Source organism: Nodosilinea nodulosa PCC 7104 (genome assembly GCF_000309385.1).
In the GTDB taxonomy this organism is placed as follows: Bacteria; Cyanobacteriota; Cyanobacteriia; order Phormidesmidales; family Phormidesmidaceae; genus Nodosilinea; species Nodosilinea nodulosa.
Genome location: NZ_JH976537.1, coordinates 3,188,839 through 3,201,627 on the forward strand (window position 1 = coordinate 3,188,839; position 12,789 = coordinate 3,201,627).

At 58.4% G+C, this 12,789-nt stretch carries 10 protein-coding genes; 4 read left to right on the forward strand and 6 right to left on the reverse strand.

Features of this window, described 5'->3' with window-relative positions; genetic code table 11:
* Window positions 1–25: 25 nt before the first annotated feature.
* Window positions 26–706, reverse strand: a complete 681-nt coding sequence (locus tag LEPTO7104_RS0114750) for a DUF4033 domain-containing protein (RefSeq protein ID WP_017299351.1) — start codon at window positions 704–706, stop codon at window positions 26–28.
* 72 nt (window positions 707–778) lie between these two features.
* Window positions 779–2,533, reverse strand: coding sequence for an ABC transporter ATP-binding protein (locus tag LEPTO7104_RS0114755; protein WP_026072725.1), 1,755 nt, complete (start codon window positions 2,531–2,533; stop codon window positions 779–781).
* A gap of 167 nt (window positions 2,534–2,700) precedes the next feature.
* Here LEPTO7104_RS0114755 and rdgB point away from each other — a divergent pair, with 167 nt between their 5' ends.
* Window positions 2,701–3,279 carry an RdgB/HAM1 family non-canonical purine NTP pyrophosphatase gene (rdgB, locus tag LEPTO7104_RS0114760; protein ID WP_017299353.1) on the forward strand — a complete coding sequence of 193 codons (579 nt, stop codon included), beginning with the start codon at window positions 2,701–2,703 and terminating at the stop codon, window positions 3,277–3,279.
* A 92-nt stretch (window positions 3,280–3,371) separates the two neighbouring features.
* On the opposite strand, the gene LEPTO7104_RS0114765 is transcribed toward rdgB, so the two are convergent.
* Both LEPTO7104_RS0114765 and LEPTO7104_RS41685 read right to left on the reverse strand, forming a co-directional pair.
* Complete coding sequence (locus tag LEPTO7104_RS0114765) at window positions 3,372–3,491, reverse strand: photosystem II protein Y (RefSeq protein WP_017299354.1); 120 nt, start codon at window positions 3,489–3,491, stop codon at window positions 3,372–3,374.
* 109 nt (window positions 3,492–3,600) lie between these two features.
* Window positions 3,601–3,807, reverse strand: a complete 207-nt coding sequence (locus tag LEPTO7104_RS41685; protein ID WP_155523647.1) for a hypothetical protein — start codon at window positions 3,805–3,807, stop codon at window positions 3,601–3,603.
* A gap of 580 nt (window positions 3,808–4,387) precedes the next feature.
* On the opposite strand from LEPTO7104_RS41685, the gene psaA reads away from it, so the two are divergent.
* From psaA to LEPTO7104_RS33970, 3 genes are all read left to right on the forward strand, one after another.
* Window positions 4,388–6,682, forward strand: a complete 2,295-nt coding sequence (psaA, locus tag LEPTO7104_RS0114770; RefSeq protein WP_026072726.1) for a photosystem I core protein PsaA — start codon at window positions 4,388–4,390, stop codon at window positions 6,680–6,682.
* Window positions 6,683–6,804: 122 nt separating this feature from the next.
* Entirely contained in the window at window positions 6,805–9,033 is a 2,229-nt protein-coding gene (psaB, locus tag LEPTO7104_RS0114775) for a photosystem I core protein PsaB (RefSeq protein WP_017299356.1), read from the forward strand.
* A 608-nt stretch (window positions 9,034–9,641) separates the two neighbouring features.
* Complete coding sequence (locus tag LEPTO7104_RS33970; RefSeq protein ID WP_196358115.1) at window positions 9,642–10,538, forward strand: glycosyltransferase family 2 protein; 897 nt, start codon at window positions 9,642–9,644, stop codon at window positions 10,536–10,538.
* On the opposite strand, the gene LEPTO7104_RS0114785 is transcribed toward LEPTO7104_RS33970, so the two are convergent.
* The gene (locus LEPTO7104_RS0114785) at window positions 10,498–11,565 is read right to left on the reverse strand and encodes a hypothetical protein (RefSeq protein ID WP_017299358.1); all 1,068 of its coding nucleotides are present in this window, start codon (window positions 11,563–11,565) and stop codon (window positions 10,498–10,500) included. The genes LEPTO7104_RS33970 and LEPTO7104_RS0114785 overlap by 41 nt on opposite strands.
* Entirely contained in the window at window positions 11,562–12,641 is a 1,080-nt protein-coding gene (locus LEPTO7104_RS33975) for a glycosyltransferase (protein WP_083887073.1), read from the reverse strand. Before LEPTO7104_RS33975 ends, LEPTO7104_RS0114785 begins: the two co-directional genes overlap by 4 nt.
* Window positions 12,642–12,789: the final 148 nt, after the last annotated feature.

The window sequence follows — 12,789 nt, forward strand, 5'->3', positions numbered from 1 at the left end:
TATGAGCAGACCCTGGACGAAACTCTCAGTTCCTAACTTTAGGGCAGGGCTGGGGATCTCGTGTGGCTAAAGAACAGTGATCAATTAGGCAAGGTTGGTTGTAGGCATCCTCGGTCTCCAAGGGCGGCGGCGGCTGGCCGAAGACCATCTCGCAGCTGAAGTCTTCAAAATTCGGCACCATGGTCAGGGGAATGCCAAAGTCTTCGGTAAAAAAGCGCTGGGTGGGCAGCTTGCACATGTTGACGCACATGCCGACGCAGCGACTCTCGTCCAAGTAGCGGCACTTTTTGATGTGGACGCCGCTGCGCTGCTGGCGCAGTCGTCCCTGCTCGTCGGTGAATTCTACGGCTTTGACTTCGCAGGGGCCAACCAGCCACTCAAACAGCAGGGTGGCGAACCAGGCGTTGAGCTCACACACGAGTTGGGTCGGTGAAAACAACTGGCGAATCAGCCAAAGCACCTGGGACGGCACTAGGGACTTGAGCACCACCGCCACCAGGGCCTGCTGCTGCTGGGCATTGCGCCCCTGCATAATTTGCGTCGATAAATCGACAAAGCCGTCGTAGCCGCTGCGGGCGGTGTCTTTGCCAAGGGCCTTGGCCATTTTGCGGCTAAAGAGCCAGATGAACAGGCGATCGCCCACACCATCTCGATAAACCGCTTTTGCTGAGTTGGGGCCAAGGCCCTTGGCCTGGGGCGATGCCATGGTAAACCAGGAATAATTACTTACTCCAGGTTAATACCTGAGCGGGCGAGGTAACAGAAGGGGGTGAAATCTCTACCCCTCGAGACTGCCCGCAAACTGCTGGGCGTAGAACTGGGCGTAGCGGCTCTGGTTGGCCAAGAGCTCGCTGTGGGTGCCCGCTTCGATAATGTGGCCCTTTTCCATCACCAGAATGCGATCGGCATCGCGAACGGTGGCCAGACGGTGGGCAATGATGAATACGGTGCGATCGCTCATCAACCGCTCCAGCGCCTCCTGCACCAGCGCCTCGGACTCGGCATCCAGGGCTGAGGTGGCCTCGTCGAGAATCAGAATGCGGGGGTTGAGCAGCACGGCGCGGGCGATCGCCACCCGCTGCCGCTGGCCTCCCGACAGGTTGACGCCCCGCTCCCCCATCCAGGTGTAGTAGCCCTGGGAAAACTGGCTGATAAAGTCGTGGGCGTTGGCGATGCGGGCCGCCGCCTCGACCGCTTCAATATCAAAGTCTTTTTGGCCAAAGGCGATGTTTTGGGCGATCGTGCCGGAAAACAGCGTGGTTTCCTGGGGCACAATGCCAATCTGCCGCCGCAGGCTGCGCAGGGTCACGGTGGCCACATCCACATCGTCAATGAAAATCTGCCCCGCCTGGGGGTCGTAAAAACGGGGCAGCAGGTTGACTAGGGTTGACTTGCCAGCCCCCGAAGACCCGACCAGGGCAATTTTTTCGCCGGGCAAAGCCAGCAGATCTAGGTTGCTCAGCACGGGCTCGTCGGCTTCGTAGCCAAAGGTCACGTTGCGGTACTCGACCCGCCCGGTCACCTTGGGCAGCTCCGTGGCGTTGGGCAGTTCACGCACCGCAGGCTCAATGTCTAGCAGCTCAATCACCCGATCGACCGAAGCCTCACCCTGCTTAAACTCGCCATAGTTAATGATGACGTGGTTGACGGGGTCAATCAGCATCAGGGCCGCCACCACGTAGCTGCCAAAGGAGGCTCCGGTGAGGTTGCCCTCGGCAATCTGCCAGGTGCCCACCAGCAAAATCAGCATCACCACCACGGCGTAGGTAAAGCCCACCACCGGGTACTGCACGGCCTGGAGCCAGGCGGCTTTGTACTTGGCCTGGCGGTTTTTCTCGGCCTCCAGGGTAAAGCGCTCGACTTCGTACTCTTCGGCCGCGAAGGCCCGCACCAGGCGAATGCCGCTAAAGACTTCGGTGACCAGCGACGACAGATCAGACACCAGGTTTTGGCTGCGCCGCGAAAATTTCAGCATTTGCTCCCCAAACCACCCCGCCAGCACCGCCAAAATGGGCACCAGCACCAGGGCTGTGAGGGTGAGCTGCCAGTTGAGGTAGACCATATAGCCCAGCACCACCACGAGCTGGAGCACCGAGGGCAGAAAGTCGTGGAACAGCTTTTGTACCACCTCGCCAATGCGATCGATATCTTCGGTGAGCCGGTAGGAGAGATCGCCGGTTTGACTGCGCTCAAAGTAGCTCAGGCTGAGCCGATGGATGTGGGTGTAGACATCCCGACGCAGGTTAAAGCCTACCTCCAGGGCGGCTTTGGCCATCAGCGAATCCTGAATGTACTGGCCAATTTTTTGGATGGCAAACCCGGCCATGGTGATGGCGATAAATCGGCCTACCACCGGCACGTTTCCCGCCGCCAGCTGGGCCAAAATATTGCCCGAGAGCCAGGCCAAAATGGGCCAGTAGGAGACAAAGATGACGGTGCCAACTAGCGCCCGTAGGATGGTGTGCCACTCACGCCGCACGTAGGGAGCAAGCGTCCAGTAGTTAGAGCCTTGGGAGGGGCGCTTTGGGGTCAAGGGAAACCTTTGCAATGGCGATCACTGTTCAACCACGCTACCAGGTTTAGGCTCGATCTGCATTTGGCCTCTGTGCCATTTTGCGCCTAGCTTTTGCGTCCCTATTTCGTTCCCACGGCCAGGCACTACAATCAACCCGTAGCCTCCCGCGCAGGAATGTATTGCCCATGCCCACGGTCATTGTTGCCACTGGAAACCCCGGTAAGCTCAAGGAGATGCAGGTGTATCTGGACGATCTGGGCTGGCAGCTTCAGCTCAAGCCCGAGGATTTAGATATTGACGAAACTGGCGCCACATTTTTGGAGAATGCTCGCCTGAAGGCGGCAGGGGTGGCTAAAGCCCTGGGGCAGTGGGCGATCGCAGACGACTCCGGCCTTGCCGTCAACGCCCTGGGCGGTGCCCCTGGCATCTATTCGGCCCGCTACGCTGACAGCGATCGGGCTAGAATCGATCGCCTGCTCGGGGAACTGGCGGGATGCAGCGATCGCAGCGCCCAGTTTGTCTGCGCCCTGGCTTTGGCCAATCCCCAGGGTGACATTGTTGTCGAAACCGAAGGCCTTTGCCCTGGCGAGATCTTGCCTGAGCCCCGCGGCTCAGGCGGCTTTGGCTACGACCCAATTTTCTATGTCCCCGACCTGGGCAAAAGCTTTGCCGAAATGCTGCCCCAACAAAAAGAGGCAGTCAGCCACCGCGGCGTTGCCTTTGGTCAGCTGATGCCCCATCTCAAAGCATTGACTTTAGGTTGATCTAAACCTGGCTTGGGGCGTCTTAGAGCTGCGTTCTAAAACGACAGGGAGCCATGGTGCCGTCGCCACCGCTCCCTACCGCCAGCCCAGACCTAAGCCTCTCGGTTGAGGAAGTCTTGCAGCTGCCCCAGGGCGGCCTTACCAATGTTAAACACAGCCCAGCTTGCGGCTACAGCAATCGGCAGTAAAACAACAACGACTCGCCAATCCATCGGGCATGCCCTCCTAAATGAGTTTTACTTAAACACTTGTCACAATTTTCTCATAATGTACACCACATAGCGCGATCGCAGGCACGGAGATTTGACGACCTGCCCCAGATCACTTTAGCCGCGAGGCCTGAATGACGCCCCTACCCCTGACCATGCGGCGGCTTAACCCGCCCAAGGGGCGATCGCCATTGGGCGGCCATTCGCTGCCAGCTAGATTCAGACTCTCAACCGCAGCGCCCTTCGCGGCCTGTAGCGCAGGGGGGTGTGGACGGGGCGCGATCGCTAGGGGATCCGAGCTGAGGCTGTAACCAGTCATCGCAGCAGCTCAGCCCCGATGGACTGAACCTTTCAAAGCACAAAAGGCCTCTCCCTATAATTCTCTGGCTGCTAATTTTTTACTTGATTATCCAGCTCTAGCTGCCCAACTTACGGAATATCAATACTTTTCAAAGTTGTATCAGTCAACCAGCCCCTGAGTCCTTAAAATTCTCTGAAACGAGAAATATAAAGTCAATCATTGGCCCCAGACTTTCGTTTTTCAGAAACCCCTAATTTAATTTTTCTAGAGTTATTAACTTGTGAAAACTTCGCTTACCAAGGGTGGTAGTGATTCTGTAGTTTGTTACTTAACCTGTCTTGGCTCTAGGGATATCAGGCCTTCTGAGGTGATCCTCAGGCTGGTCTAAACAATCTCTGGGCTTGGCTGTTAAATGCTGAAACCCTTGACCCCCAAGCTTTTTCTTGGCCTACCGAGCAAAAAGTGGCAGGTTCTTGGAGCAGCTTGTACTGCCCAAACAGCTTATTTAAGCTTTCTATAGACTCAGGTTATATCCGTCTATCGAGTAGGAAGCGCCTTTATCCGCTCTGTATTTTCGAGTAGAAGAGAGGAGAGTCCCATGACCATAAGTCCCCCTGAACCGGGACAAAAAGTCAGGGTCGTGGTTGATAAAGACCCAGTGCCCGTCTCATTTGAGCGATGGGGCAAGCCGGGTCACTTCGACCGCACGTTGGCCAAAGGGCCCAAAACCACCACCTGGATTTGGAACCTGCACGCCGACGCCCACGACTTTGACAGTCACACCAGTGACCTGGAAGATATTTCGCGGAAGATCTTCAGTGCTCACTTTGGCCATTTAGCCGTCATTTTCATCTGGCTAAGCGGCATGTACTTCCACGGTGCCAAGTTCTCCAACTACGAAGCTTGGCTCACCAATCCCACCGGCATCAAGCCCAGTGCCCAGGTGGTTTGGCCTATTTTTGGCCAAGAGATTCTCAATGCCGACGTGGGCGGCGGCTTCCACGGCATCCAGATCACCTCTGGCCTGTTCCAGATGTGGCGGGCCAACGGCATTACCAATGGCTTCCAGCTGTACTGCACCGCGATCGGCGCTCTGGTGATGGCGGGGCTGATGCTGTTCGCCGGGTGGTTCCACTACCACAAGGCCGCTCCCAAGCTGGAGTGGTTCCAAAATGTGGAATCGATGATGAACCACCACCTGGCTGGGCTGCTGGGTCTGGGCTGCTTGGGCTACGCCGGTCAGCAGATCCATGTCTCCCTGCCGGTGAATGCCTGTCTGGATGCCATTGACGCCGGCAAGCCTTTGACCATTGGCGGTCGGCTGATCGACTCGGTGGCGGCCATACCTCTGCCCCACGAATGGATCCTAGACAAAAGTCTGATGGCGGATCTGTATCCTGGTTTTGCCGAGGGGCTAAGGCCGTTCTTTACCCTCAACTGGGGAGTCTATGCCGACTTCCTGACCTTCAAGGGTGGCCTGAACCCTCAGACCGGTGGGCTGTGGCTGTCGGATACGGCTCACCACCACCTGGCGCTGGCGGTGCTATTTATTGTGGCGGGTCACTTCTACCGCACCAACTGGGGCATTGGCCACAGCTTTAAAGAGGTGCTGGAGGCGCATAAGGGACCCTTTACCGGCGAAGGCCACAAGGGCATGTACGAAATTTTCACCACCTCCTGGCACTGCCAGCTGGCGTGGAACCTGGCCTGGATGGGGTCACTCTCCATCATCGTGGCCCAGCACATGTACTCGATGCCGCCTTACCCGTACATCGCCACCGACTACCCGACGCAGCTGTCGCTGTTTACCCACCACATGTGGATTGGCGGCTTCTTGATCTGCGGGGCGGCGGCCCACGCGGCCATCTTCATGGTGCGCGACTATGAGCCGTCGGTGCATGTCAACAACAACCTCGATCGCGTGCTGCGCCACCGCGACGCGATCATCTCGCACCTCAACTGGGTGTGTATTTTCCTGGGCTTCCACAGCTTTGGGCTGTACATCCACAACGACACCATGCGGGCGCTGGGCCGACCCCAGGATATGTTCTCGGATACGGCGATTAATCTCCAGCCGGTGTTTGCTCAGTGGATTCAGGGCATCCATGCCGCTGCCGCTGGCAATACGGCTCCCAATGCCCTGGCCGGGGTCAGCCCGGTGTTTGATGGCGGCCTGGTGGCCGTGGGCGGCAAGGTAGCCATGGCGGCAATTCCCCTGGGGACAGCCGACTTCATGGTGCACCACATCCACGCCTTCACCATTCACGTGACGGTGCTGATTCTGCTCAAGGGTGTGCTGTTTGCCCGCAGCTCTCGGCTGGTGCCCGACAAGGGCGAACTGGGCTTCCGGTTCCCCTGCGACGGGCCGGGCCGGGGTGGCACCTGCCAGGTTTCTGGCTGGGATCACGTGTTCTTGGGCCTGTTCTGGATGTACAACTGCATCTCGATTGTGATTTTCCACTTCAGCTGGAAGATGCAGTCGGATGTGTGGGGTACGGTATCGCCGGATGGGGCGGTGTCGCACATTACTGGCGGCAACTTTGCGGCCAGTGCGATCACCATCAACGGCTGGCTGCGCGACTTTTTGTGGGCGCAGGCCTCCCAGGTGATTGGCTCCTACGGGTCGGCGCTGTCGGCCTACGGTCTGATGTTCCTGGGAGCGCACTTTGTCTGGGCCTTCAGCCTGATGTTCTTGTTCAGCGGCCGCGGCTACTGGCAGGAGCTGATTGAATCGATTGTTTGGGCGCACAGCAAGCTGAAGCTGGCTCCGGCCATTCAGCCCCGTGCCCTGAGCATTACCCAAGGTCGGGCCGTGGGTGTGGCCCACTACCTGCTGGGAGGGATTGCCACGACGTGGGCCTTCTTCTTGGCGCGAATCATTGCGGTGGGATGACCCGTTTGGTCATGGGATTCCCGGTGGGGGCACGGCATGCTGTGCCCCCACACCAACCCAAACCACCGATGTTCAGCGAATTGCGTTTTCTGACCATTCGTACAGCAAACCTGTTTTGATTCATGGCAACTAAATTCCCAAAATTTAGCCAGGACTTGGCAGCCGATCCGACCACAAGGCGGATTTGGTATGGGATTGCCACGGCCCACGACTTTGAAAGCCACGATGGCATGACGGAGGAAAATCTTTATCAAAAGGTTTTTGCTTCGCACTTTGGCCACCTGGCAATCATCTTTTTGTGGACGTCGGGCAACCTGTTCCACGTCGCCTGGCAAGGTAACTTCGAGCAGTGGGTGAAAGACCCGCTGGGCGTGAAACCGATCGCCCACGCGATCTGGGATCCGCAATTTGGCCAACCCGCTGTGGATGCCTTCACCCAGGGCGGGGCTAGCTATCCGGTTAACATTTCATTTTCAGGGGTGTACCACTGGTGGTACACCATCGGCATGCGCACCAATGCCGACCTCTACGGCGGTGCGATGTTCCTGCTAATTCTGGCGGCAGTATTTCTGTTCGCCGGTTGGCTGCACCTCCAGCCCAAGTTTCGGCCCAGTTTGGCCTGGTTTAAGAACGCCGAATCGCGACTGAACCACCACCTGGCTGGGTTGTTTGGCGTTAGCTCGCTGGCCTGGGCCGGGCACCTGATTCACGTGGCGATTCCCGAAGCGCGGGGGCAGCACGTGGGCTGGGATAACTTCCTGTCGGTGCGGCCTCACCCAGCTGGGCTCAAGCCGTTCTTTACCGGCCAGTGGGGGGTCTATGCCCAAAACCCAGATACGCCAAACCATGTGTTTGGCACAGCCCAGGGGTCGGGCGATGCGATTCTCACCTTTTTGGGTGGGTTCCATCCCCAGACCGATGCGCTGTGGCTGACGGATATTGCCCACCACCACCTGGCGATCGCGGTGTTGTTCATCGTCGCTGGCCACATGTACCGGACTAACTTCGGTATTGGCCACGACATGAAGACCATCATGGATGCCCACCGTCCCCCCGAAGGCACCCCCTTTGGCGGCTGGATTGGGGCCGGCCATAAGGGTATGTATGACACCTACAACAACTCGCTGCACTTCCAGCTGGGCTGGCACCTGGCTTGCCTGGGTGTGGTGACGTCGCTGGTGGCGCAGCACATGTACTCGCTGCCGTCCTACGCCTTTATCGCCAAGGACTATACGACCCAGGCGGCGCTCTATACCCATCACCAGTACATCGCTGGCTTCTTGATGGTGGGGGCGTTTGCCCACGGGGCGATCTTCCTGATTCGCGACTATGACCCCAAGGCGAACGAGAACAACGTGCTTTACCGCATGTTGGAGCATAAGGAAGCGCTGATTTCCCACCTGAGCTGGGTGTCGCTGTTCCTGGGCTTCCATACCCTGGGGCTGTACGTACATAACGACGTGGTAGTGGCCTTTGGCACCCCCGAAAAGCAAATCCTGGTGGAGCCCGTCTTCGCCCAGTGGATTCAGGCGGCCCACGGCAAGCTGCTCTACGGTATGGATACCCTGCTATCTAACCCCGACAGCATTGCTACAACGGCCTGGCCCAACCACGGCAACGTGTGGCTCGGCGGCTGGCTGGATGCCATCAACAGCAGCAGTAACTCGCTGTTCTTGAATATTGGCCCTGGGGACTTTTTGGTCCACCATGCGATCGCCCTGGGTCTGCATACCACCACCTTGATTTTGGTCAAGGGTGCGCTGGATGCGCGCGGCTCGAAGCTGATGCCCGACAAAAAAGACTTCGGCTACAGCTTCCCCTGCGACGGCCCCGGCCGGGGCGGCACCTGCGACATCTCCGCGTGGGATGCCTTCTACCTGGCCATGTTCTGGATGCTCAATACCGTCGGCTGGTTGACGTTCTACTGGCACTGGAAACATCTGACCCTGTGGTCGGGCAACGTGGCCCAGTTCAACGAAAACTCGACCTACCTGATGGGCTGGTTCCGAGACTACCTGTGGCTGAACTCGTCGCAGCTGATCAATGGCTACAACCCGTACGGCATGAATAACCTGGCGGTCTGGTCCTGGATGTTCCTGTTTGGACACCTGGTCTGGGCGACGGGCTTCATGTTCCTAATCTCCTGGCGGGGCTACTGGCAGGAGCTGATCGAGACCCTGGCATGGGCCCACGAGCGCACTCCCCTGGCGAACCTGGTTCGCTGGAAGGACAAGCCCGTTGCCATGTCAATCGTGCAGGGTCGAGTGGTGGGTCTGGCTCACTTTACGGTGGGTTACATCCTTACCTACGCGGCCTTCCTGATCGCCTCGACGTCGAGTCGCTTTGGCTAGCGAGGCTACATCCCGGAGACAAATCGATCCCCCCAGTTGTTTGTGGTAGGGCGTGCATCAGAAAGCCTCCTTTCTTAAGGGGGCAGCTCTTGCCTCCCGACAACAACCTACTGCCCCCCTTTCCAAGGGGGGATGGGGGGATCAAAACCAAAACATTCGGTAACTCATCCACAACAAGAGTCTTCCTTTAAGCATTTTGAATAATCTGAGGTGTCTGAGCGGCTCTCTACATTCGCCCTCTGCCATCTCGCAACCTTGAGACGGATGGAGACTCTCCGCTGCTCAAGAGTCCTGGTTCTTCGGGGTAGTTGAGCCAGGACTTTTATTGTCTGTAGATATGGCTATCCTGAGCAGACACAGCCGATCGCCCAGGATAGCGGTTTAGGGCGGACCGGCCTATCGCTTCCCGTGCCTCGACAGGCTGATGCAGAGCCCCAGCAGCAAAGGCAGCCGCCACAACTCCTACCCCACCCACCCCGACTGCCCTCGGCAGATCCGGCAGCCTGGGCAAATGTATGGATACGATTCAGAAGTAAGGGCATGTGTATGGCTAGAGGTTTGCTCAGATTGGGCGGCCGTAGCGCATTGGTGCCCGGTGGCCCGATTTTTTGTACCTCCCTGAATTTGTAGCGATCGCGCCTGCTATGGAAGATGTCTCCATTGTTGTCTTAGTCAAAAACCGCCCGCGCCACCTGCGGAATCTGCTGAAGGGGGTGCAGCAGCTAGAGTCCCCTCCCCTAGAGACGATCGTTGTGCACATGAACGAAGCGGAGCAGCCCCAGCCCGATTTCTTCACGGGCCGATACGTTTCGGCCCAGGTCAACGATCCGGCGTCACCCCTTCCCCTGGCCCGCGCCCGCAACCTGGGGGCGTCCCTGGCCCAGGGAAAGGGGCTAATTTTTTTGGATGTGGACTGTATTCCAGCCCGACGGCTGGTACTGGACTATGCGAATGCTTTAGCCAAGGCTCCTACCGCGATCGCCATGGGTGCGGTCTATTACCTGCCTCAGCCCCTGCCCCCCGACTGGGATGACGCTGCACTGGTGGCGAACGGACGGCCCCACGGTGCCAGAGCCTACCTTGCGCCCGGTGCGGTGCAGGTTACCCAGGACTACCACCTGTTTTGGTCGCTCAACTTTGCGGTAGCTAAAACCGTGTTTTGCAACCAAATCGGCGGGTTTGACACAGCCTTTTGCGGCTACGGCGGCGAAGATACCGACTTTGCTATGACCGCTCAGGCCACTGGCGTACCCCTGGCCTGGATTGGCGGCGGCAGCGCGTTTCACCAATACCACGACCATTATTTTCCGCCCCTGCAGCACTTCCACGACATCCTTCGCAACGCAACGGTGTTTCATCGCAAGTGGGGCTGGTGGCCGATGGAAAAATGGCTGGGGGCGTTTTCGCAGGCGGGCTACATCCGCTGGTCGACGACGGCTGAGGGAATTGAGGTCGTCGCGGCCCCTACGGCTGAGGCGATCGCTGCCGCCCGCCAGGGATGCTAGCTGCCTCAGCAAACTGCTGGGCAATTAAGGCGGCGGCGCGTTTGGCCCCCTCAGCGGATAACACCGCGCCCCAGGTCTCTACCGCCAGCGATTGGGCCTGGTCGATCGCCCGTCGCCAGTCGCTACTCCGCTCGGGCCAGGTCTCTAGCACCACCGCCAGCCGCTGGCGGGCCAGCTGATCGGCCTTGGCCCTTTGCTCATCAAAAAAGCGCCACTCCGGCAGGGCAATGAACGGCTTGCGCCAGTGGCCCACCTCCAGAACGCTGTTGTTGCCGGCGTTGGCCATCACGATCTGAGCCTGCTGGATATAGGGGCTGGGGTTGGGCAGCCGGGGCAGGAGCTGAAAGTTGGCGCCGGTCAGAATCGTGTCGAAGCCAATTCCAATCCAGCGGTAGTCGGGGACGAGCTGAGATGCGATCGCCACGGCGGCGGGGGTAATCTGGCTCATACCCTGGCCCCGCATGACCAAGATATAGGGTCGATCTGACACGGCGGTGCGCGATGGCGGTGGCGGCATAAAGATACCGCCGCCGTAGTGGGTTTTGGCGCGCATCCAGTCGGGCACCCAGTCTTCTTCAAAGGCCTGGGGGTAGCTAGCGATTAAACCTGCCGCCGCCCGATAGCACTGCAAGTGAGCCGGGTCGTCCCGCTGGCCGCTCATCCGCATGTACCAGTAGGGAATGCCGGCCAGCCGCATGATCATGGCGGTTTCCACACACACGTCGATCACCGCTAGGGCACATCGATAGCGCTGGCACAGGTCGCAAATGGCCTGCATTCTGGGCAAATAGCGGCGCTCGGTGCCGTAGGGAATGTGCAGTACATCATCGGCCAGCTGCTGGCTGCCGCCGGGGCGCAGGGGGGGAACGGCGTGAAGGGAGTGCTGGGGACTGAGCTCCTTGAACAAATTGGGCCGCTCCGAAGCCACAACCACGGGCAGCTTCAGGTGCTGAAGGATGGCTTCGGTTCGGCGCGTGTGGCCCGAGCCATCGGCGTTGACAAAGTAGAACAGGCTGCTGTCGGTCATGGTGCTGAAGATAGGGCTGAAACGGAGATGCGATCGCCCACCAGCCGCTGATAGAGGTGGGTATAATTGCGAAGCATGGTGTCAACGGAAAACAACTCCGTAGCCCGGCGGCGGCAGGCTTGGGGGCACAGCTGCTGCGCCTGGGGAATAGCTTTCGCCAGGCCTTCGACATCGTTCTGCGCTACCAGCACCCCGGTTTCAGGGGTCAAAATTTCGGATAAGGCCCCTCGTCGGAACCCGGCCACCGGGGTGCCGCTAGCCAGGGCCTCGGCGGCCACCAGGCCAAAGGGTTCATCCCAGCAGGGGGTGCAGATAAAAACGCTGGCCCGAGCCACCTCATCCGCGAGGGTGACGGTGTTTAAGCTGCCTAAATAGGCAACATCCTGGCCCAGCCAGGGTTCGATTTGCTCTGCGAAATAGTCTGAGTCGTGAATTGGCCCGCAAATTTTGAGCTGCACGTTGGCCAGTCTGGCGGCCTGGATCGCCAGGTGAGTTCCTTTTTCTGGCGTAATTCGACCAAACCAGATCGCGTGCCTTGCTTGCTGGCGCAGGGGCAGCCAAATGGTCGTATCTACGCCGTTGTAAACCAGGGTGACGTTTAACTCTGGAATCTCGCGCTGCCAGGCCCTCACAACAGTTTTTGAAACGCCAATTACGTGGTGGTTTTGAGCGGCCAGGCTGGCTCTGAACCCCTCCACCAAACTCGGGAAAGGCGGCGTGTGCAAAACCGTTACCATCGGCATTGGCAGCGACCCCGCCATTTGTAAGGGAATGTAGTTCAGGCTGTTGTTGTGGATCAGGTCGTAGTCGCTGTGTTGCAGCAGCTGCATCAGCGCTGTGTATCGCTCTTCTCGATAGTCTGCAATGTTGGCATCAGACTTAAATAACCCAACTTCAGTAGGTCTAAAAAAGGGGACAAACGGCAGTGTTTCATCTGTGCCAACCGCTGAATACAGCGTGACGTGGTGGCCAGCCCGCTGGAGCTGCCTAGTCAAACTGCTGGTATGAGCCTCTAATCCCCCGGCAAAGGGCTCTTGGATGGGGTAGTGGGAATGGGAAATAACAGCTATCTTCACGCGAAGAATCCTTTCTGGGCGCAGCAGTGACTATTTTTGAGGGGATGATGTCTATAAAAAAGCAGTGCTTTTAAAGGCACACAACAGCTATGAAATTGAATACAGAATCGGCGATTCTAGCTATAGCTAAATCCTATAGATGCATCAT

Bases quoted from the DNA above. Each gene is read 5' to 3' on its own strand.
- LEPTO7104_RS0114750 (WP_017299351.1), bottom strand. From the start codon at position 706: ATGGCATCGCCCCAGGCCAAGGGCCTTGGCCCCAACTCAGCAAAAGCG.
- rdgB (WP_017299353.1), top strand. From the start codon at position 2,701: ATGCCCACGGTCATTGTTGCCACTGGAAACCCCGGTAAGCTCAAGGAG.
- LEPTO7104_RS0114765 (WP_017299354.1), bottom strand. From the start codon at position 3,491: ATGGATTGGCGAGTCGTTGTTGTTTTACTGCCGATTGCTGTAGCCGCA.
- LEPTO7104_RS41685 (WP_155523647.1), bottom strand. From the start codon at position 3,807: ATGACTGGTTACAGCCTCAGCTCGGATCCCCTAGCGATCGCGCCCCGT.
- psaA (WP_026072726.1), top strand. From the start codon at position 4,388: ATGACCATAAGTCCCCCTGAACCGGGACAAAAAGTCAGGGTCGTGGTT.
- psaB (WP_017299356.1), top strand. From the start codon at position 6,805: ATGGCAACTAAATTCCCAAAATTTAGCCAGGACTTGGCAGCCGATCCG.
- LEPTO7104_RS0114785 (WP_017299358.1), bottom strand. From the start codon at position 11,565: ATGACCGACAGCAGCCTGTTCTACTTTGTCAACGCCGATGGCTCGGGC.